Source organism: Collimonas arenae (assembly GCF_000786695.1).
GTDB classification, from domain to species: domain Bacteria; phylum Pseudomonadota; class Gammaproteobacteria; order Burkholderiales; family Burkholderiaceae_D; genus Collimonas; species Collimonas arenae_A.
In genome coordinates this window covers 2,179,230-2,199,306 of record NZ_CP009962.1, presented here as the reverse complement: position 1 = coordinate 2,199,306, position 20,077 = coordinate 2,179,230, and the positions used below count along the sequence as shown (strand labels likewise).

Annotated in this window: 19 protein-coding genes; 9 read left to right on the top strand and 10 right to left on the bottom strand. The window is 57.5% G+C overall.

Annotated features, from left to right (window positions below; translation table 11 throughout):
- Positions 1-48: 48 nt before the first annotated feature.
- From LT85_RS09880 to LT85_RS09870, 4 genes are all read right to left on the bottom strand, one after another.
- Positions 49-1,236, bottom strand: coding sequence for a porin (locus LT85_RS09880; protein ID WP_156117484.1), 1,188 nt, complete (start codon positions 1,234-1,236; stop codon positions 49-51).
- A gap of 97 nt (positions 1,237-1,333) precedes the next feature.
- On the bottom strand, positions 1,334-4,093 hold the full coding sequence (gene mgtA / locus LT85_RS09875; RefSeq protein ID WP_081992228.1) for a magnesium-translocating P-type ATPase: 2,760 nt from the start codon (positions 4,091-4,093) through the stop codon (positions 1,334-1,336).
- 257 nt (positions 4,094-4,350) lie between these two features.
- Positions 4,351-4,503 carry a hypothetical protein gene (locus tag LT85_RS26505; protein WP_156117483.1) on the bottom strand — a complete coding sequence of 51 codons (153 nt, stop codon included), beginning with the start codon at positions 4,501-4,503 and terminating at the stop codon, positions 4,351-4,353.
- A gap of 9 nt (positions 4,504-4,512) precedes the next feature.
- On the bottom strand, positions 4,513-4,695 hold the full coding sequence (locus LT85_RS09870) for a hypothetical protein (RefSeq protein ID WP_038488040.1): 183 nt from the start codon (positions 4,693-4,695) through the stop codon (positions 4,513-4,515).
- A gap of 248 nt (positions 4,696-4,943) precedes the next feature.
- Between LT85_RS09870 and LT85_RS09865 the strand changes: the two genes are divergently transcribed.
- Together LT85_RS09865 and LT85_RS09860 are read left to right on the top strand one after the other, a co-directional pair.
- Positions 4,944-5,129 carry a hypothetical protein gene (locus LT85_RS09865; protein ID WP_156117482.1) on the top strand — a complete coding sequence of 62 codons (186 nt, stop codon included), beginning with the start codon at positions 4,944-4,946 and terminating at the stop codon, positions 5,127-5,129.
- A gap of 340 nt (positions 5,130-5,469) precedes the next feature.
- Entirely contained in the window at positions 5,470-6,039 is a 570-nt protein-coding gene (locus tag LT85_RS09860; protein WP_038488034.1) for a flavin reductase family protein, read from the top strand.
- Between the two features lie 33 nt (positions 6,040-6,072).
- Here LT85_RS09860 and LT85_RS09855 read toward each other — a convergent pair whose 3' ends face one another.
- The gene (locus LT85_RS09855) at positions 6,073-6,831 is read right to left on the bottom strand and encodes an SDR family oxidoreductase (RefSeq protein ID WP_038488031.1); all 759 of its coding nucleotides are present in this window, start codon (positions 6,829-6,831) and stop codon (positions 6,073-6,075) included.
- Between the two features lie 214 nt (positions 6,832-7,045).
- Here LT85_RS09855 and LT85_RS09850 point away from each other — a divergent pair, with 214 nt between their 5' ends.
- The 6 genes from LT85_RS09850 (at position 7,046) to LT85_RS09825 (ending at position 15,324) form a co-directional block, all read left to right on the top strand.
- Positions 7,046-7,861, top strand: coding sequence for an ABC transporter substrate-binding protein (locus LT85_RS09850; RefSeq protein WP_038488028.1), 816 nt, complete (start codon positions 7,046-7,048; stop codon positions 7,859-7,861).
- Between the two features lie 227 nt (positions 7,862-8,088).
- Entirely contained in the window at positions 8,089-8,841 is a 753-nt protein-coding gene (locus LT85_RS09845) for an amino acid ABC transporter permease (protein ID WP_038488025.1), read from the top strand.
- A gap of 2 nt (positions 8,842-8,843) precedes the next feature.
- Positions 8,844-9,557, top strand: a complete 714-nt coding sequence (locus tag LT85_RS09840; protein WP_038495716.1) for an amino acid ABC transporter permease — start codon at positions 8,844-8,846, stop codon at positions 9,555-9,557.
- 355 nt (positions 9,558-9,912) lie between these two features.
- Positions 9,913-10,698 carry a translesion DNA synthesis-associated protein ImuA gene (imuA, locus tag LT85_RS09835; RefSeq protein ID WP_052135003.1) on the top strand — a complete coding sequence of 262 codons (786 nt, stop codon included), beginning with the start codon at positions 9,913-9,915 and terminating at the stop codon, positions 10,696-10,698.
- Complete coding sequence (locus LT85_RS09830) at positions 10,631-12,121, top strand: Y-family DNA polymerase (protein ID WP_038488023.1); 1,491 nt, start codon at positions 10,631-10,633, stop codon at positions 12,119-12,121. Before imuA ends, LT85_RS09830 begins: the two co-directional genes overlap by 68 nt.
- 23 nt (positions 12,122-12,144) lie before the next feature.
- Entirely contained in the window at positions 12,145-15,324 is a 3,180-nt protein-coding gene (locus tag LT85_RS09825; RefSeq protein WP_052135001.1) for an error-prone DNA polymerase, read from the top strand.
- A 2-nt stretch (positions 15,325-15,326) separates the two neighbouring features.
- On the opposite strand, the gene LT85_RS09820 is transcribed toward LT85_RS09825, so the two are convergent.
- The 3 genes from LT85_RS09820 to LT85_RS09810 all read right to left on the bottom strand — a co-directional run bounded on the left by LT85_RS09820 (position 15,327) and on the right by LT85_RS09810 (position 18,236).
- Positions 15,327-16,697, bottom strand: a complete 1,371-nt coding sequence (locus LT85_RS09820; protein WP_052134999.1) for an MFS transporter — start codon at positions 16,695-16,697, stop codon at positions 15,327-15,329.
- A gap of 120 nt (positions 16,698-16,817) precedes the next feature.
- Positions 16,818-17,447 carry a glutathione S-transferase family protein gene (locus tag LT85_RS09815; RefSeq protein WP_038488018.1) on the bottom strand — a complete coding sequence of 210 codons (630 nt, stop codon included), beginning with the start codon at positions 17,445-17,447 and terminating at the stop codon, positions 16,818-16,820.
- Positions 17,448-17,525: 78 nt separating this feature from the next.
- Positions 17,526-18,236, bottom strand: coding sequence for an HAD family hydrolase (locus LT85_RS09810; RefSeq protein ID WP_038488015.1), 711 nt, complete (start codon positions 18,234-18,236; stop codon positions 17,526-17,528).
- Between the two features lie 135 nt (positions 18,237-18,371).
- Between LT85_RS09810 and LT85_RS09805 the strand changes: the two genes are divergently transcribed.
- A complete protein-coding gene (locus LT85_RS09805; protein ID WP_038488012.1) occupies positions 18,372-18,794 on the top strand; it encodes an ACT domain-containing protein in 423 nt (140 codons plus the stop codon).
- A 24-nt stretch (positions 18,795-18,818) separates the two neighbouring features.
- Here the strand turns inward: LT85_RS09805 and rarD are convergent, their stop codons facing one another.
- Positions 18,819-19,739, bottom strand: a complete 921-nt coding sequence (rarD, locus tag LT85_RS09800; protein ID WP_038488009.1) for an EamA family transporter RarD — start codon at positions 19,737-19,739, stop codon at positions 18,819-18,821.
- 27 nt (positions 19,740-19,766) lie between these two features.
- Positions 19,767-19,967 (bottom strand): hypothetical protein, encoded by a 201-nt coding sequence (locus LT85_RS09795; RefSeq protein ID WP_038488007.1) that lies wholly within the window; start codon positions 19,965-19,967, stop codon positions 19,767-19,769.
- Between the last annotated feature and the right edge of the window lie 110 nt (positions 19,968-20,077).

Genomic DNA, 20,077 nt, shown 5'->3' with positions numbered 1-20,077 from the left:
GATTGCGCAGTTGAATCAGGTTTTCCCGACTCAACTGCGCACTACGTATTAAAACACGTGCCGCATTCCAACCCGTAGCAACCCCTGTGCGCTATTGCTCGACGGCGCAAACGAATTCCCTATCACGCCATTCACACCGCGTGAAGCCCTGCGATAATCGGCTGACACATAGAGATCACTGCGCTTGGACAGATGATAGTCCAGACCCAGCGACAACTGATTCGCCTTCGTATCTTCAAAATGCATGCGCTGATAGCCCACTGTGCCATCCAGCGCAGCACTGAGACGGTAACGGCCGCCGATTTCTATCAGGCGCAAATCCGAAGCCTGGCCAAAACCGCGAAACTCGATATCTGCAAAATTGGCCATCGCCGTCAAATCCCCCATTTCATAGGCAGCGCCAATGGCAAAAATCTTCTGGCTGTCTATGGCCATGTTGTTAATCGGAATCCGGTCGCCGCTGCTGGGATCGATGGTAAACGTCGGTTGCCCAAGAAAGTGTGTCAGGCCCAAGCTTTGATATGGCCCGATCGCTTGTGTTCCGCGCGGCGTATTGAGGCGCATATAGGAAGCACCGGCGGAGAACGGTCCGTTGGCATAATGCGCACCGATATTCCAAGCATTGCCACTACCAGCGCCCTCGGCATTGTTTTCATCGGGATGCTGGCTCTTGTCGGCGAACGCATACAGGGCGCCAAAAGTCAGCCCTTTGAAATCAGCGCTGGCAAACTTGACCGAACGTTGGATGGCATTGCCCGCGATACGGTCAAAATCCCCTTGATGCGAGGCGTAGCCGCTAGAACTGGCGCTGATGTTGAATGGCGTCACATAGTCGTTGATCAGATCGTACTGCGTGCCGAAGGTAAGCTGTCCAAACTGGTTGCTCAAGCCGACCATGGCCACCCGGTCGAACAAGGTTCCTTGTGAAGACAAGCTGCCGTCGTCCAGGTTGAAGCTGCTTTCCAGCTGAAACAAGGCGCTCAAGCCGCCACCCAGATTTTCCACGCCTTTCACACCCCAGCGATTGGGTTCCATCACGCCGGTATCCAGCTTGGCGTTGCCATGGCCGGCCTCGTTGTTGACGAATGTGACGCCGGCATCCAGTACGCCATAAAATGTCACGGCACTTTGCGAAACGATTTTTTTCTCTGCTGCCGATGCTTCCGTTTGCGCCTGGACCAATGGAGAAAACGCCAGGGCGCAGCTGCTGCCAATTAAGCTGAGTAAGACTTTCATATCTTTATTCCAATAATTTTCCACAATTTGAATGCACTGCGAATCGGCAACCGGATATGCTTTAATCCGGCTGCCGGCCACGCTTTTGATCAGTACGCTAGAACCACTGGCCGTAACGGCGGATGTAGATCGTCTTGACGGTCTGCGCCAGGATCATGTAGCCAACCATGGTCAGGATCAGCCAGAGGAAATACGACTTATCCAGGGAGACGAAACCGATCGACGCTGCCAGCGGCGAGAACGGCAGGTAACAGCCGATCCCGATGGCAATCGTGGTCGACAGCAGCACCGGCAGCGCCGCTGTGCTCTGGATGAACGGGATCTTGCGGGTACGCAGCATATGCACCACCAGCGTCTGCGATACCAGACCCTCGATGAACCAGCCGGAATTCATGATGCTTTGACCTGCGCTACCGCCATCGGCTGCATACATTGCACCGGCACCGAATACGGTCCACATCAGGATATAGGTGGTGATATCGAATACGGACGAAGTCGGGCCGATCCAGATCATGAAACGGCGGATATTTCCGGCATCCCACTTGCGCGGCTTCTTGAGGAAGTCTTCATCCATCTTGTCCCAAGGCAGCATCATTTGCGAAATGTCGTAGATCAGGTTCTGGATAAGCAGATGCACCGCCAGCATTGGCTCCCACGGCAGCCAGGCCGACGCCACCAGCACCGAAAACACATTGCCGAAATTGGAACTGGCGGTCATGTTGAGGTACTTGAGGATATTGCCGAACGTCTCACGGCCCTTGACGACGCCCTCTTCCAGCACCATCAAACTCTTTTCCAGCAAAATGATATCGGCGGTTTCCTTGGCGATATCAGCGCCGCTGTCGACCGAAATGCCGACGTCGGCATCGCGCAATGCCGGCGCATCATTGATGCCGTCGCCCAGAAAGCCGACGGTGTGGCCATTTGCCTGCAAGGCCTTGACGACCCGCGATTTCTGCAACGGCGTCAGCTTGGCGAAAACGGTGGTGTACTTCACCGCCTCGTTCAGTTGCTGTTCCGACATCGCCTCAATTTCCTGGCCGGACAGCGGCGTGCCTGGATCGAGGCCGACATCGCGGCAAACCTTGAGCGTGACGATGGCGTTATCGCCAGTCAATACCTTGACTGCGACACCGTATTCTTGCAAAGCCCGAATCGCCGGTGCAGCGGAATCTTTCGGTGGATCGAAAAAAGTCAGGAAGCCGCGCACTATCAGGCTCACCTCATCTTCGGTCTTATACTGCGGCTTGGCATGTGCCGCATCGATCTGGCGCGTTGCCACAATCAGCACGCGATAACCTTCTTCGTTGTATTCACGCGCTTTTTCCAACAGCGCCGTACGCGCCACGTCATCTAAAGGACGAATTTCATCGCCCTCCTGCGTATGGCTGCACACAGCCAGCATTTCTTCCACGGCGCCTTTCGACACCATCAGCTGCGCTCCGCCCTGATCTTCCACTATCACCGACAAGCGACGCCGTACAAAATCGAAAGGCATTTCATCGACTTTGCTGTACTGCAGAAGCTTGGCGGCAGGACCGCGTTCGTCGGCGTGGCTGACAATCGCGATATCCATCAGGTTTTTTTGGCCGCTTTGGTGAAAACTGTTCAACCATGCCAGCTGCAAGATGCTTTCATCTTTGTTGCCCTTGATGTTCAGATGGCGTTCCAGGATGATTTTGTCTTGGGTCAGCGTACCGGTCTTGTCGGTGCAAAGCACATCCATGGCGCCGAAGTTCTGCACCGAATTCAAGCGCTTGACCACCACCTTACGGCGCGCCATCGCCATCGCGCCTTTGGCCAGATTCGCGGAAACGATCATCGGCAGCATTTCCGGCGTCAAGCCGACCGCCACCGCCAGCGCAAATGTCAGGGCCGACATCCAGTCGCCCTTGGTCACGCCATTGATCATGAACACGATAGGCACCATCACCAGCATGAAGCGGATCAACAGCCATGAAACACTGCTGACGCCGCGGTCAAAACTGGTTTCGATACGTTTGTGGCTAACCACGTTCTTCGCCAGCGAGCCGAAATAAGTATTGGCCCCGGTAGCGACCACCACGGCGGTCGCAGTGCCGCTGACGACGTTGGTTCCCATGAAACAGATATCGGACAAATCGAGCAGATCAGCCTGGCCGTCGCCCGCCGCATCGGCAGATTTTTGCGCTACTGCACCAAGCGTGTCGTACTTTTCGACCGGCAGCGCCTCCCCTGTCAACACCGCTTGGCTGATGAACAGGTCGCGCGAAGAAAACAGGCGTATATCGGCAGGAATCATGTCGCCGGCTTGCAAGCTGACAACGTCACCCACCACCAGTTCGCGCATGGGAATTTCCTGACGCTGGGGATTGGCGGCATCATTGCTACGGCGCAGCACAGTGGCGGTCGTGCGCACCATGGATTTCAAGCGCTCCGTCGCCTTGTTGGAGCGATATTCCTGGAAGAAACGCAAGAGACTGCTGATGGTGACCATCGACAACAGGATAATCACTCCCGTCCAGCTGCGGTCGTCAGGTTCAGCCAGGTGGACATCGAGGACATAGCTGATAGTCGCCAATATCAGCAGCACGATAACAAAAGGATTCTTGAAAGACAGGGCCAGCTGGACCAACGCGTGCGGCGCCTTGTCGTGGGCGACTTCATTGGGACCGGAGCGTTGCAAGCGTTCGGCGGCGTCATGGGAAAACAAGCCGAAAGGTGAGCTTTTGGTGCGGTCGAAGGTGGCTTGAATCGGCTTGCCGGATTCTTCAACAATGCGCATTGAAATTTTTTGTTCCGGCACAGAGGATCCTGCAATGAACCCTTTCTGCTTTTGCTTGGACTTGCCGGTTTTATGCTGGGGTGTCTGAGTCATGTAATTCTCCTACGCCATGCCGCCGGCAAGAAAAATCATCTGTTTATTCAGACAATACGATTCCCTGCCGCGCCACGGTCATGCGTGTTCGGTTGATCGGTGTAACAGGACGAAGGTCGCCCGCGTTGGTTATCGTGTTGACTATCCAAGCGGGCGACCTATCGCCACCTTCGCTGTCGTCTTCCATAGGTATCCTTGTGTTGGCAAGTGATTGGCGGGATGCTCTCGCGAGTTATCGAGACGAGAACATGATTTTTTTATTGCGGCATGAGGATGGGAGCAACATGCACCTGCTGCGGACCGTGCTCGACCGCAGGCAGCAATATACTCAGCAGAATAAGCAGCCAGGCCAGCGCCATCAGCAGCGCCAGCAATACGGCGTTTCTTGCGGATAAAAATTGCTGATGCATGCTTGCTCCTTAACGGCCGTCGATCAGCGTGCCGTACATGCCGCAGCTCTGGACTGGCTGGCGCGATTGCTGAGAGCGCACATCGCGGGCATGGCTGGCGGCCTGGGACGAAGTCCAGCCGAAAGTCCAGCCCTTGGATGGCGTGTCCACAGCACGTTTTTGCTGAGCGTTGATGAATGATTTGATAGTCATGATTAGCCTCGATAGACGTGTTTGCATAGCGGCCCTCCAGGAGGAGAACCGTGATCGAAGGCGAGCAAGGGCGGCGAACTACAGCCGTTGACTATGCTTCAGGCTGGAAATGAAAATGCTGTGCGCCCTGCTCGCGTATTAAAGGTGCTTTATGTAAGGGACAACTGGGGGGACAGTCCATATCAACATTCCTTTATAAACGCGCTGGAGCGGCAGCCAAGGCGACCGGCAGCTGGTGGATGAACTGGATGAACAACGACGTTCATGCAGCGTGGGGCGGCAACGACGTGCCTGGAAAAATGGACCATGCCAATCTCCTCGAACCGGCATTCAGCAAAAGCAAGGACGCGATCAGTCAGCGCGGACACAGCCATAAAGGCGGGGCGCGAAAAATCACGTCACTGCAAGGCAGAAACGACGGAATAAGCGGATAAATGATTGGATGGGGATGTAAAGCGCGGTCTTGCTGATCGCATCTACAACTCGGCGTACGCAGAGTTGTAGCGGAGGGAGGTCTGCTACTGCTATGCGTGTTGTGCCGGGCCGATCGCCCATCCACTTCTACTATTAGAACCAGAGTCCACAAGGACCTCCATATAATGCAATGACCGAAGTTTATAGATGAAAGAATAACCCTGTCAAGGATAAATCCGGCTATTTTCGAAATTACCCCGTTGCCTGAAACATGGCTCCGGCTGTGGCAATCCAGCCCATCGCACTGAAAATCCGGCAGTCGGATAAACTGTGCGCTCGTATCTCACTCCAGAAACCATCATGCAAAACATTCAAGCTGTAGAACTTGCCAAAGCCTATCGCCTGCTGAATCACGGCCCCACCACCATCGTTACCAGCGCCCACGCAGGCGCCAACAATGTGATGGCGGCAGCGTGGGCCATGGCGCTGGATTTCGATCCACCCAAAGTGCTGGTAGTGATCGATAAAAGCACGCTGACGCGTGAACTGGTGGAAGCCTCAGGGGAGTTTGCGCTGAACATTCCTACCCGCGCTCAGGCCGAACAGACGCTGGCGGTAGGCTCCCGTTCCGGACGCGACGGCGACAAGTTCGCGGCGCTGGATATCGCGACTTTTTCATCGCAGAAAATCGGCGCGCCGCTGATGTCCGGCTGCCTTGCGTGGCTGGAATGCAAGATCATTCCGGAGCCGCACAACCAGCAGCGTTACGATCTGTTCATCGCCGAGGTGGTCGCCGCCTGGGCCGACGCCGCCGCATTTTCGGATGGCCGCTGGCACTTCCCCAGTGAGGACCAGCACTCTCTGCACTACCTGTCTGGCGGCGCCTTCTTCGCCACCGGCGAAGCCTTCAATGTGAAGCTGAAGCCGTAGTGAGGATCTAGCTCATGGCAAACCTGCGCTTGCCTAGCCGCGGCCAATAAACGGCATATTGGTCGCCATCACCGTCATGAACTGAACGTTCGCATCCAGCGGCAGGCTCGCCATGTACAACACCGCATTGGCGACGTTTTCAACCGACATGGTCGGCTCGACCGCCACCTGGCCATTGGCCTGCATGATGCCCTGTTCCATGCGCTCCGTCATGTCGGTTGCAGCGTTGCCGATATCGATCTGGCCGCAGGCGATATTGTATTTGCGGCCATCCAGCGAGGTGGATTTTGTGAGGCCCGTGATGGCGTGTTTGGTGGCGGTATAGGCCACCGAATTCGGCCGCGGCACGTGCGCAGCGATCGAGCCGTTGTTGATGATGCGGCCGCCGCCCGGCGTTTGCGCCTTCATGATCTTGAACGCTTCCTGCGTGCACAGGAAAGCGCCGGTCAGGTTGACATCGACTGAGGCCTTCCATTGTGCGAAATCAACCTCCTCCAGCGATGCCGACTTGGTAAAGATTCCGGCATTATTAAACAACAAATCCAGGCGGCCGAACTGCTGCCTGATCGATTCGAATAACGCCCTGACCGAAGCCTGGTCGCTGACATCCGTCGACACCGGCATTGCATGCGCCGCCTGCGCGCCCGCGGCGGCCATCGTTGCCTCTAGCGCATCGATGCGCCGCCCTGCGAGCACCACGCTGTAATCGTTACGCAACAAGGCCAGGGCGATGTGCTTGCCGATGCCGGAACCTGCGCCAGTGACCAATGCGACTTTTTTTCTGACTGCCATTTCCATGCTCCTGAGTGATTGTTTTGCTTATTCTAACGATGTTTCGGCTTGCGCTCGCAGCCGCCTCGGACAACGCCCACAAACTTGTAATATTCAAATGCAACTTTGGTCGTTCACTGCGTGATTTTGTTTTGTTAATCTTCTCTGCATGGTGATCGTTTTTCGATCTACCTGAATAACGGGAACAAGCGGAAACATTAACAGGGACTAAAAAATGAAATCAACTGCCATCTTATTTGCCAGCCTGGCGCTGCTATCCGGTCTGGCGCATGCCGACAAACTCGACGACATCAAGAAAGCCGGCGTCTTGCGCGTCGCCACTTTCGACGGCAATCCGCCATTCGGCTTTATCGACCAGAAGACCAACAAAATCATCGGACTGGATGTCGATTACGCCAACGCAGTCGCCAGGAAACTCGGCGTCAAGGTCGAGCTGGTCCCGACCAATCCGGCCAACCGGATTCCCTTGCTGACTTCGGGAAAAGTCGACTTGGTGTTTGCGAACTTCACGATCAATCCGGAACGCGCCCAGGTGATTGATTTCAGCATCCCCTACTTCGCTTCTGGGCAACAGTTCCTGAGTAAAAAAGGCGTGCTGAAGAATGCCGCACAAATTCCTGAACTGCGGATCGGCACCGACAAAGGCACCACCATGGAAACTACCTTGCGCGAGAAATACCCCGCCGCCAAGGTCGTGCTGTACGACGATACGCCGTTTGCCCTGGCGGCTCTGCGCAACGGCAATGTCCAGGCGATTACCCAGGATGGATCCAAGCTTATCGCGCTGCTGGCCAATATTCCGGACAAGGAGAAGTATGAGATCCCAGCCTTTGCCATTTCCGAGGAATATGAAGGCGTCGGCGTGCCTAAGGGTGAAACCCGGCTTGTGAACACCCTCAACGATACCCTGCGCGAATTTGAAAAAGATGGCACCGCGCTAAAGATCTACGACAAATGGTTCGGCCCCGACAGCAAGTCGCCGCTGCCGCGCCTGTTCAAGATTGGCGACACCAAACTGAGCCAGAACTGATTACGCTTGATGTCTGTCTTGCACTGGCAACCCTTGCGGTTCGCCAGTGTTTTTTTGTTTAGAGGCTGCTGCGAACACACCTGGCGTTGTTACGTCGAGGCGACCATCCGTTCCTAGCCGTACTGCTTGTACTGTCTTCGTCGGCGCGCCTAGCCATCTGTGTTCGCAACAGCCTCTTAGATCTGATTAGCCCCATTGGTAGCAGCAAAGGTAACAGCAAAGTAAAAATGACTGAATTTCAATCGCTTCTTGGGCAAATGCTGGCCCCGAAATACATCGGCTGGCTCCTCGACGGCCTATCGATGACACTCTACGTTTCTGCGGTGGTCAGCGTGCTGTCGACCTTGCTCGGTATCGTGATTGCCGCAGCGCGTTCCAGCCATCGACGCTGGCTGTCATTGCAGGCGGCAACCTTTCTTTCGCTCTTCCGCAATACGCCGCTGCTGGTGCAACTTTTTTTCTGGTATTTCGGCGTCTCCAGCCTGCTGCCTGAAGGCGCCGGAGCGTGGCTGAATACGGTGCATGACGTGGCGCTGGGGCCGTACCTGAGGCTGACATGGCCCTCGTTCGAATTACTCTGCGCGGTGCTCGGCCTGAGCCTGTATTCCGCCGCCTATATCAGCGAGGAAATCCGTGCTGGCATGCGCGGCGTGGCCGAAGCACAGCGGCTGGCAGGGGCTGCACTCGGCTTCAGTAGCTGGCAGGTATTGCGTTATGTGATCCTGCCACAGGCGACACGTATCGCCTTGCCGCCCCTGCTTGGCCAGTACATGAACATCATCAAGAACACATCCCTGAGCATGGCTATCGGCCTGGCTGAACTGTCTTACACCTCGCGCCAGGTCGAAGCACAAACCTTCAAGACGTTTCAGGCTTTCGGCGTAGCGACCTTGTTTTACATCGCCGCCATCGCCCTGCTCGAAACCATCGGACAGCTGATCCAGCGTCGGCACAAACTGATCAGCGGCGGCCAGCGATGAGCATACAGTTGAGCGTGCTGACGGACAACCTGCCGTATCTGCTGTGGGGTGCTTATCCCGACGGTCCGCTGGGCGGCGCAGCCTTGACTGTGTTGCTCAGCCTGGGTTCTGCGCTGGCTTCGGCTGTGCTGGGCCTGGTGCTCGGCGTCAGTTTGTCGTTGTCGCGCGGCTGGCTGAATCTGTTGCTGACCATGGTGCTTGGCTTCTTTCGGGCGATTCCAGTGCTGATGCTGATTTTCTGGACGTACTTTTTACTGCCTGTTGTGTTCCATATCGATGTGCCTGGCGTGCTGTCCGTAATGTGCGCGCTGGCGCTGATCGGCGGAGCTTATCTGGCGCATTCGGTACATGCCGGTATCAGCGGTATCCGCACAGGTCAATGGGATGCCGGCTTGTCCCTGGGAATGACACGCATGTCGGTGTTGCGCTATATCGTGCTGCCGCAAGCGCTGCAGATGATGCTGCCGTCCTTTGTCAATCAATGGGTGACGTTGATCAAGGACAGTTCATTGGCTTACATCGTCGGCGTGGGTGAATTATCGTTTGTGGCGGCGCAGGTGAATAGCCGGGTAATGATTTATCCAGCCGAGATATTCTTGTTTATCGGCTTGATCTATTTTCTGCTGTGTTCCGGACTCGGCTGGTTTGCGAATCGGGTTGCGGGTTATTTTCGCTCAGCCCGATATAACCCGCCGCTTCAGGCCACTGCTGCCTAAGAGGCTGTTGCAAACACATCTGGCGCTGTTGCCCTTGCAGGGCGCGCCGGGCTTGCAAGCCCGGGCCGTTCCGCAGGCAGACGACAGTGTCGTCTGAAACCCCTGCTACACCCTCCTAGCCGTACTGTTCGTACTGTCTTCGTCGGCGCGCCTAGCCAGCTGTGTTTGCAACAGCCTCTAAGTAGTCGCCGATAGTAGTCGCCGATATTTACGCCTTTTCCATGCCAAACGTAATGGAATCTTTATCTGGCTAAGATTCGCTGCATGGATTGACTAAGTCAGGATTGAATTTATACTGTACATATATACAGTATAATTTATCATCCCTTAAGTCATCCATTGTTTCAATTTCGTCATGTCTTACTCTGCCAGCGCCTTCTCCAGCCATGCCGCTGCGGTTCAATCAGTCGTTTCGACCTTGCCGCATGCCTTGTGGCGCGCAAATCAGATGGGGTCTTACCAGGGCTTGGTCACGGCTTCCGGCCATGCATTGCTGGACCGGGAACTGCCAAACGGAGGCTGGCCACATGCGACGCTGATCGAACTGCTGCTGCACCAGGCCGGCTGCGGCGAAATGCGTCTGCTGCAACCGGCGCTGGCGCAGATTGCCCAACAGCGCCGGATCGTGCTGCTGCAACCGCCGCACCTGCCGCAGATCGCCGCCTGGAATAGCGCGGGGTTGCCCGGAGAGAAATTACTATGGATCAAGGCCGCGCGTAGCACTGATGCCCTGTGGTCGGCGGAACAGGTCTTGCGCAACGGCAGTTGCGGCGCACTGCTGGTATGGCAATCGCAGATTCGCAGTGAAGCTTTACGTCGCTTGCATCTGGCGGCGCAGGCCAGCGACACCATGCTGTGGATGATCCGCCCCTTGAACGCCGCGCACGAATCGTCACCCTCCCCTTTGCGCCTGTCATTGCAGCCGGCGCGAAATGGCGTCGAAATCCAGCTGCTCAAACGCAAAGGCCCCCAGCACGAACAGGCTTTTTACCTGCCCTTGCCTGCGATCATTCCTGAAATCACGCCGGTGGCGGCTCCGGTTATTTTTCTCAACCCTTCGGCATCACCTCACCATGGCTCTCTGGATAGGCATACATCTTCCACTGCTCGCGCTGGAAACCTTGCGCCCGCGCTGGGCTAAGCCCTGCATGCTCGCCGTCATGGAGCACGACCAGGTGCTGACCATGACAGCCAGCGCGGCTGCCGGCGGCATACGGCCGGGCATGCGCCGCGGCGGCGTGCTTGCGCTGGCGCCGGAGGCCTTGCTATGCGAACGCGAAGCGGCGCGAGAACAAGGCGCACGCGACGACATCGCACTGACGCTGTTGCAATACACGCCCGAAGTAACGCACGCTGAAGAGAATTCGCTGCTGCTTGACGTCAGCGCCAGCTTGAGCGCTTTCAGCGGGCGGCTTGCTCTGTGCCGCCGCATCCGCGACAGCATCCAGACGCTCGGCTTCACGCTTCAGTTAAGCATGGCGCCGACAGCCCAAGGCGCGTGGCTGCTGGCCCGTTACCGCTGCCAGCACCGCACTCCGCCGTTACCCAGGCAACGGCGCAGCCTGCACATCGCTGGCATGCAGCGGCGGCTGGATGCCTTACCGTTCATGATCTTGCCGGCAGTGCGTCCCTATCAGGATTGGCTGGCGGGCATCGGCTGCAAAACCTTGGCCGATCTGCGCAAATTACCGCGCGCCGGTTTGCAGCGACGCAGCGACAAACAGGTGCTGGAAAGCCTGGACCACGCCTACGGCGCGACGCCGGAAATATTTGAATGGGTACAAGCGCCGCTTTCCTTTTCCGCCTGGCTGGAATTGCCAGACCGGATCGAACACGCCGAAGCGGTGCTGTTTGCGGCGCGCCGCCTGATTTTGCAAATGATAGGCTGGCTGGTGGCGCAGCAACTCGCGGTCTCCTGCTTCGTACTGTCGCTGGAACATGAACGCGGTCGCCAGGCGATTGCGCCAACCGCATTGGAAATCGCATTGGCGGAACCGGCCTGGCATGAAGAGCACCTGTTGCGTTTGCTGAAAGAGCGGCTAGGCCGCTTGCAACTCGATGCGCCGGTCATCGCCTTGCGCCTGCAAGCCACCCGCGTAGCGCCGATGCTGCCGCCGACTGCTTCACTGTTTCCCGAGCCAGGCGGTACGCCGGGTGCTTATGCACGTTTGCTGGAATTATTAAGCGCACGGCTCGGCAGTGAAAACGTGCTGCAGCCTGCAGCATACGCCGATCACCGGCCGGAAGTCGCCAACGCCTGGCAAGCCGCCACCGACCAGCTCCGGCGTGCATCTGACGACACCATCCGTAGCGTCCAGCCGCAACGCCCGTTCTGGCTGTTGAAAACGCCGCTAGCCTTGACGACCCGCAACCACCGCCCTTTCTACAGCTCTCCTTTACGGCTACTTGTCGGACCTGAACGTATCGAATGCAGCTGGTGGGACGGCGTGGCGGCGGTACGCGATTACTTCGTCGCCGAAGGCGAAGAGGCCGCCTGCTATTGGATTTACCGGGAACGCAGCGGCGCCGAAGTCCGCTGGTTCTTGCACGGCCTGTTCGCCTGACTGCAAACAAACAGGTAGCCATCATGGATGAAATTTCCCCTATTGCACCGTCATCAGTGGTTATTCCCGGCGTGCTGCCAGAATACGCCGAGCTGCAATGCGTCTCGAATTTCAGCTTCCTGCGCGGCGCCTCACACCCCGAGGAGCTGGTGGAGCGTGCGGCCCAGCTTGATTACCGTGCGCTGGCGATCACCGATGAATGCTCTCTGGCAGGCGTGGTGCGCGCGCATGTAGAAGCAAAAAAGCACACATTGCAACTGCTGATAGGCAGCCAGTTTCAATTGCATGACGCCGATGGCAGTCCAGTGTTTTCATTGATTGCACTGGCGCAGAATCGCGAAGGCTACGGCAATCTGTCGGAACTGATCACACTGGCGCGCAGCCGCGCCGGCAAAGGCCACTATCTGTTGCGGCCGCAGGATCTGGACAATCCTGACGCCGACCATGCCCACTTGCGCCAGCTACCCGACTGTTTATTGATTCTGTTGCCGACACAAAACATAACCCACGATACGCTGGCGCGCCAGGCCGCCTGGCTGCACATCAATTTCCCCGGCCGCTGCTGGATCGGCCTGACTTTGCTGCATCAGGCTGGCGATGAACAACAACGCGCAGTGATCGAACAAGTAGCGCAGATGCAAGGCCTGCCGATCGTGGCTACCGGCGATGTCTGCATGCACCGGCGCTCGCGCAAGCCCTTGCAAGATACGATGACGGCAATCCGCATCGGCAAACCGGTGACGGCTTGCGGTTATGCACTCGCCCCGAACGCGGAGCAGCATCTGCGCGCCCGTCTGCGGCTGGCCAATCTCTATCCGGCGGCGGCGCTGGCGGCGACCGTGGAAATCGCCGGGAAATGCCATTTCTCGCTGGATGAGCTGCGCTACGAATACCCAGATGAAGTGGTGCCGGCGGGCCATACCGCAGCCAGTTACCTGCGCCAGCAAACCTATATCGGCGCACGCAAGCGTTATGCCGATGAAATTCCGGCTGCGGTGCAAAACCAGCTGGAAGATGAACTGGAGATCATCCATGCATTGCAATACGAATCGTATTTCCTGACGGTGTACGACATCGTCGAGTTCGCCCGCAGGAAAAGCATTCTCTGCCAGGGACGTGGCTCGGCGGCCAATTCGGCGGTGTGCTACTGCCTCGGCATTACCGAAGTCGACCCGTCCCGCAGCACCTTGCTGTTCGGTCGCTTTATCAGCAAGGAGCGCGATGAGCCGCCCGATATCGACGTCGATTTCGAGCATCAGCGGCGCGAAGAAGTCATCCAGTACATCTATGAAAAATACGGCCGCCGCCGCGCCGCGCTGACCGCCGTGGTGATCAGCTACCGGCCGCGCAGCGTGTTGCGCGATGTCGGCAAGGCGCTTGGGGTCGATCCGGGCCTGGTCGACCAAGTCGCCAAATCACAGCGCTGGTGGGATGACAAACAACAGTTGCAACAGAATTTCAGCGAACTTGGCATCGCGCCAGGAACCGCGATTGCCGAGCACTGGGCCGGACTCTCGCATACGCTGATGGGTTTTCCGCGCCATCTGTCGCAGCACCCGGGCGGCTTCGTGATCTCGCGCGGCAAGCTGTCGCGGCTGGTGCCTATTGAAAACGCTGCGATGGAAAACCGCAGCGTGGTGCAATGGGATAAGGACGACCTGGATGCGCTGCGCATTCTCAAGGTCGATGTACTGGCGCTAGGTATGCTGTCGATGTTGCAGCGGGCGCTGGCAATGGTGGCGTTCCAGCGCGGCGAAGTCTTTGAAATGCAGGATATTCCGCGCGAGGACCCGGTCACCTACGAGATGATCTGCAAGGCCGATACGATAGGCGTGTTCCAGATTGAAAGCCGGGCCCAGATGAGCATGCTGCCGCGGCTAAAACCGCGAAAATTCTACGATCTGGTGATCCAGGTCGCCATCGTCCGGCCGGGGCCGATCCAGGGAGGCATGGTGCATCCTTTCCTGAAAAACAGAAAATTGAATAAGGAAGATATTGTCTATCCCAAGGATGCATTGAAACCAGCATTGGAACGCACCTTGGGTATACCGATTTTCCAGGAACAGGTGATGCAGATCGCCGTCATCGCTGCCGGCTTTACCCAAGGCGAAGCCGATGAGTTACGCCGTTCGATGGCGGCATGGAAGCGCAAAGGCGGCCTGGAAAAATTCGAACGCAAGCTGATCGATGGCATGGTCGCCAAAGACTATGACGAGAGTTTCGCCAGAGCCATCTTCAGCCAGATCCAGGGTTTCGGCGAATACGGCTTTCCGGAAAGCCACGCCGCCAGTTTCGCTTTGCTGGCCTACGCCAGTTCCTGGCTCAAATGCCACGAGCCGGAAGCCTTCCTGGCGGCATTGCTGAACAGCCAGCCGATGGGGTTTTATTCGCCTTCGCAACTGGTGCAGGATGCGCGCCGGCATGGCGTCGATGTGCTGCCGGTGGATATCAACGTCAGCAACTGGGAAGCCACGCTGGAATCAACCGCAGCCGCCCGGCCGGCCGTCAGGCTGGGACTGAACCTGGTACGCGGCCTGCGCTTCGAGAATGCGGAAGAAATTGAAGCGGCGCGCGCAGTGCGCCCTTTCGGCGATCTCCAGGACATGGCTTTGCGCAGCGGGCTCAGGCGCGATCAGTTGCAAGCGCTGGCGGCCGCAGGATCGCTCGCACCGCTATCAGGAAACCGCCGCCAGGCCTTATGGCAGGCGCTGGTCAGCGCGCCGGAAAAAGGCTTGCTCAGACAAACCCAGGTCCATGAAGAAGAATTGCAGCTGACGCCGCCGGGAGAAGCGGAAAATATCGTCAGCGATTACCACACGCTGGGACTGACTCTGGGCCGTCACCCGCTGGCGCTGCTGCGCGCCAAACTCAGCGCCAAACGCTTCCTGCCAGCCGATGTGCTAAACACGTTTGCCAATGGCCAGCTGGCGCGCGGCTGCGGCATCGTCACGGTGCGCCAACGGCCAGGTACGGCCAAGGGCGTGGTGTTTGTCACCCTGGAAGATGAAACCGGCACCGTCAATGTGGTGGTCTGGCCCGATCTGGCCGATCTGCAACGCAAGGAATTGCGGGCAGCGACCTTGATGGGCGTATATGGGGTCTGGCAAACCCAGGATGGCGTCAGCCATCTGGTGGCGAAACGCCTGCTCGATCTGTCGCCGCTGCTGGGCAAGCTGGATACCAGCAGCCGCGACTTTCACTAATGTTATTTCTGCTGCGGCATGTGCATATGATCGGGATGCAGGTCGAGCATCTGGTCGATGCCGGCGCCAGGATCTTCGCTGCCGTCTTCCTGGACCGCCACCGCCCGCTGCAAACCGTCTTCGCTGGCCAGATCGCGCTTGCGCTGCCAACTCACCGCCACCAGCCCGCCCACGCCCAGCACCGCCAGGCAAGCCGCCGGCACCAGCATCGGCGTGACATTGCTCTGTGTGACCTTGCCGACATAAGGCATCAGGTTCTGGCCAAAAAAACCACCCAGGTTGCCGATCGAATTAATGGCGGCGACACTGGCCGCGGCGCGCGCGCCTTGAAAAAACTTTGGCGGCAAGGACCAAAAACAAGGGTACAACAGCGTGATGCAAGCGCCACCCACCACCAGCGCGCCAAAACGCAGCACATTGGAATCCAGCAGCGCGCTGGAAGCGAAACACACCAATCCCAGCAAACCGATGGCAGCGATTGCCTTGTACACGACCCGGTCATGGCGCAGCTTCCCTGGCAGCCATAGCAGCAGCAATACGGCCAACCCCCACGGCATCATGTTGAGCAAGCCATTGATGGTGGAGCTGACGCCGAAGCCCTTTACCAGCGTCGGCAGCCAGTAGGTGACCCCGTACAGCGAGGTCGACATCAGCATGTAAGTAGCGGCAAACAGCAGCACGCGCACATCCCACAAGGCTGCCAGCGGATTGCCGTGCGTAGCATTGGCCGGCGCATCGCGCCGCATCATGTCGTTCAGCTTGGTTTTCTGCGCAGCCGACAGGAATTTGGCTTCATCGATCGAACCCGGCAGATATACCATCACGATCAATGTCAGCAATATCGCCGGTGCGCCCGTAGCGATGAAAACCCACTGCCAGCCCGCCAATCCCAGCGTACCGTTCAGGTTCAGCAACAAGCCGCCGACCAGTGCGCCCAGCATATTGGCCAAGGCGCTACCCAAGGTAAACACACCCAGCACCCGGGTCCGGTATATCTGTGGAAACCAGAGCGTGAGGTAGTAGATCACGCCTGGGTAAAAACCCGCTTCAGCTACACCCAACATGAAACGCAGCACATAGAACATGGGTAGCGAACTGGTAAACCCCAGCAATATCGTCACCGCCCCCCAGGTAAACATGATGCGCGCCAGCCATACCCGCGCACCGTATTTGTGCAACGCCAGCGTACTGGGAATTTCAAACAGCAAATAGCCGATGAAAAACAGAGAAGCGCCCAAGCCATAGGCCGCCTCGCTCATATGCAAGGCGTGCACCATGTCGAGCTTGGCAAAACCGACATTCTGGCGATCGATGAAAGACACCAGGAACATCACGATCAGCAATGGCATCAGACGCCATGCCACTTTCTTCATTAACTGGTCTTCAGACAACTCACTTTGTGACTGCACGATGGGTCTCCGTTTTCTTGTGTGAATCCGTGGTCTTCGCCAACGGACGAGGTACTGAAAAATTGTTGTGAAATCAATTCGAAATCAGTTACTCCAATGACGCCGCCATACCGGCGCCACTTTGGGATGGGCTTCTATGCGCTTGATCAGTTCGAGAAAAGCCGGCCTTGCCTCAGCAAGATGTGCGCGCGCTCCCGACCATTTGGAGACCACGGCAGCCAGCAGGTCCAGCGCACCGGGTTGGTCGCCGTTCAGGAAGGGATTAGGTGGATAGGTATCGGCAAAAATTTCCCAATAGCGATGCAAGCGCTCGCGCGCGCCTTGGCGGATCTGTTCTTTGATTGCCTCATCGGCATTGACGCACCAGCGTTCCGGGTAATCGATCACGCCGATGGCGGCATAGCAGTTGGTTGCGATAAACACCAGGCCTCTGATTGCCTGCGCGCGCTGCGCTTCGTTGTCGGGTAAAAGCCGGGCAGATGGGTGGCTGAGCCCGAGATGCAGCAGGATCGCCGCGCTTTCGCTGAGTACGCTGCCATCCGGCAGTTGCAGCGTGGGAATTTGTCTGAGGGGATTGCATTGCTGCAGTTCATCCAGCGCCGAGCCGGGTTCCCAGGAAGCGGCGTCGACCTGGCGGTAAGGTAGCCCCGCCAGTTCCAGCGCGAGTTCCACCGCTGCGGAGCCTGTGCCCTTGAAGCCAAAGAGTGTGTACATGCATCCCCGCCAATCCATCTTTTGGAAGATAAATTCTAACAGGGAGTTGCGCCGTCATGTCAGATCAGGCTGCGCTCTTCAGACGGCGACCCTGAGCTCTCGGGAATCTGGCAAGTCCATGGCATGCCGCACCCGCCCGCAAAACTCTTCGGGGGAACGGGAAATAATTTCATCCGGCACGCTGAATTTCTTGATCAACCGCTTGTAGCTTTCAAAGCCATAGGAAACCATGAAAGGATGCATGCCGGACCCGATCGCGGCCAGGTAATCCTTGTGCTCGTCGCCACAGATATAGCCGCGCGCCGGATTAATGTCCATGCGCTCCCTGATCGACCGGAATTCCTGCATTTTTTCCAGATGCAACGGCACATGCGCAAAAAAGTCGAAGGCATCGATGTCGATATCATGTCGCCGGAACAACAAGCGCAGCGTCTGCTCAGGATCATTGGTCATGTTGCGCGTCACCAGGCCGACAGCAATATCGGGGGCCGCAATCAGGCTTTGCACCAATTCGGCAATTCCCGGATAGAGCTTGGCCTCTTCTCGGTAAACTTCGGTCAGCGTGGCAATCAGTTGCTTGCGATTCTGCTTGCCTATCTGTTTTTTCAGATTGGACGGAAATTCTTTCAAGCCGCCCAGGTATTTGAACAAACGACGCCGCTTCTGGAATCTTTCTTCATCGCCGATCTCCATGCCGTGCCGGGAAAACGTCTTGTCGATAGCGCTATAGGCATCAATCGTGGTGCCGTCTGCATCGAGAATGATCAATCGCTTGCTGTTTTTGTACATTATCCATCCGTCAGGGAGAAGCAACACATCCATGCGTCGTTCTTGCCGTCAACATATAGCAGTCTTATGACAGCACGATGACTTCAGGGATTGGCCGTGTATCATGGCGGCTGACAAACTTCCCCTTCCCAGACGATGAGCGCCATCACCGATCTCGATACCCTGCTCGGCTCCATGAGCCCGATTGCCAGCGACGGACTGTACGTTTTCTGCTGCATACCGAACGCCAGCTATGGCGCCCATGCGGCGCTAGCGCCGATTGCATCGTTCCAGGAAAAAGAAGGCCTGACGCTGATTCTGCGGCAGCAGTCCGCCGACAGCGCCGGACTAGCCTATGACGGCGCATTCGCCATGATTACGTTGAATGTTCACTCCAGCCTTGCCGCCGTCGGGCTCACTGCCGCGGTGGCGACCGAGCTGACGAAGTCCGGCATCAGCGCCAACGTGCTTGCCGCCTGCTTTCACGATCACGTATTTGTACCCGCCGCGCGGGCCGACCAAGCGCTGGCGGTTTTGCGCTCGCTGGCGCAACGCCATGCCGGCAATAGCGTCGCATAAAACAATTCAGCCAGAATAAGCAAATCAGGGAATTGCTTCAGAGCGTCGCGTCGCGCGTTCCTTGCGCAACAAGCGCACGCTGTGGACCGCGGTCAACGCCACCGCGCACCAGATGGGGATATAGGTCGCCAGTTGCCCCGGCGCCAGAGCTTCCCCGAGAAACAAGAGCGCAACGCCAACCAGCAACACCGGCTCGACATAGCCAAGGATGCCGAACAAGGCCATTGGCAGCAACCGGCTGGCGCCCAGATATGCGCCCAGCGCCACAGTGCTCAGCAGCCCCAGGCCAGGCAGCCACAACAGCCACATGTCCGGCCGGTGCGCGATCACGGCGAAGGAATCTCGCGCGTACAGCATGGCTAGCGCAAACGGCAGCAGCAAGGCAAGCTCAAGCGCAAACGCCACCACCGGATCGGCATTTATCTTGCGACGCAAGATAAAGTAAGGCGGATAACCGAGCGCAACCACCAGCGTCGGCCAGGCAAAACTACGCGTCATCCACAGCTCATGCAGCACGCCCACCAAAGCGCAGGCGACCGCCAGCCACTGGAAGATATCCAAGCGCTCCTGATAATAGAAACGGCCGACCAGCACCATCGTCAATGGCAGCAGAAAATAGCCCAGCGACACTTCCAGCGCACGGCCGTGCAACGGCGCCCACAAGAAAATCCAGAGCTGCACCCCAAGCAAAGATGCAACTATCAACAACGCAAGGAAAGTCAAAGGTTCACGCCGCAAGCGCTGCAGCAAGGCGCGCGCCTGCGGCCAGCGGCGGCGCAAGACCAGCAACGCCAGCGCGCCTGGCAAGGTCCACACCACACGCCAGGCAAAGATATCCAAACCATCGAGCGGCGCGAGCAACTTGGTATAGCCGGACAGCAAGGCAAACAGCATCGACGCGCCTACCGACAAACTGATGCCGCGCCCTATTTCATGCTGGTTCATTGAATCCGATCATGCAGCACAGAGTGATCACGCCAACGCTTCCTTGGCAGCCTGCTCCGGCGTCAAGCCGTCATAGAACTGGTCGGTAAACCATTCCACCTGCTCTTCGATATGCTCTTGCGCCTGCTCGATCGTCGCACCGCCCGCCACCAGAAAACCCTCGACTTCGATACACCAGTTGATCAACGCCAGCGTTTCGGCATCCAGCTCTTCATTCTTTTTTGCCATCATTTTTCCAGTCAAAACCATTAAATTATGGCAGCCTGACAACATGCCGCTTGCGACTCATCGCTAGCGGCATGTCCGCTGCCGCCGGTATTTTACTCGCCTCAGGGCCT

Bases quoted from the DNA above. Each gene is read 5' to 3' on its own strand.
- LT85_RS09880 (WP_156117484.1), bottom strand. From the start codon at position 1,236: ATGAAAGTCTTACTCAGCTTAATTGGCAGCAGCTGCGCCCTGGCGTTT.
- mgtA (WP_081992228.1), bottom strand. From the start codon at position 4,093: ATGACTCAGACACCCCAGCATAAAACCGGCAAGTCCAAGCAAAAGCAG.
- LT85_RS26505 (WP_156117483.1), bottom strand. From the start codon at position 4,503: ATGCATCAGCAATTTTTATCCGCAAGAAACGCCGTATTGCTGGCGCTG.
- LT85_RS09870 (WP_038488040.1), bottom strand. From the start codon at position 4,695: ATGACTATCAAATCATTCATCAACGCTCAGCAAAAACGTGCTGTGGAC.
- LT85_RS09865 (WP_156117482.1), top strand. From the start codon at position 4,944: ATGAACAACGACGTTCATGCAGCGTGGGGCGGCAACGACGTGCCTGGA.
- LT85_RS09860 (WP_038488034.1), top strand. From the start codon at position 5,470: ATGCAAAACATTCAAGCTGTAGAACTTGCCAAAGCCTATCGCCTGCTG.
- LT85_RS09855 (WP_038488031.1), bottom strand. From the start codon at position 6,831: ATGGCAGTCAGAAAAAAAGTCGCATTGGTCACTGGCGCAGGTTCCGGC.
- LT85_RS09850 (WP_038488028.1), top strand. From the start codon at position 7,046: ATGAAATCAACTGCCATCTTATTTGCCAGCCTGGCGCTGCTATCCGGT.
- LT85_RS09845 (WP_038488025.1), top strand. From the start codon at position 8,089: ATGACTGAATTTCAATCGCTTCTTGGGCAAATGCTGGCCCCGAAATAC.
- imuA (WP_052135003.1), top strand. From the start codon at position 9,913: ATGTCTTACTCTGCCAGCGCCTTCTCCAGCCATGCCGCTGCGGTTCAA.
- LT85_RS09830 (WP_038488023.1), top strand. From the start codon at position 10,631: ATGGCTCTCTGGATAGGCATACATCTTCCACTGCTCGCGCTGGAAACC.
- LT85_RS09825 (WP_052135001.1), top strand. From the start codon at position 12,145: ATGGATGAAATTTCCCCTATTGCACCGTCATCAGTGGTTATTCCCGGC.
- LT85_RS09820 (WP_052134999.1), bottom strand. From the start codon at position 16,697: ATGAAGAAAGTGGCATGGCGTCTGATGCCATTGCTGATCGTGATGTTC.
- LT85_RS09815 (WP_038488018.1), bottom strand. From the start codon at position 17,447: ATGTACACACTCTTTGGCTTCAAGGGCACAGGCTCCGCAGCGGTGGAA.
- LT85_RS09810 (WP_038488015.1), bottom strand. From the start codon at position 18,236: ATGTACAAAAACAGCAAGCGATTGATCATTCTCGATGCAGACGGCACC.
- LT85_RS09805 (WP_038488012.1), top strand. From the start codon at position 18,372: ATGAGCGCCATCACCGATCTCGATACCCTGCTCGGCTCCATGAGCCCG.
- rarD (WP_038488009.1), bottom strand. From the start codon at position 19,739: ATGAACCAGCATGAAATAGGGCGCGGCATCAGTTTGTCGGTAGGCGCG.
- LT85_RS09795 (WP_038488007.1), bottom strand. From the start codon at position 19,967: ATGGCAAAAAAGAATGAAGAGCTGGATGCCGAAACGCTGGCGTTGATC.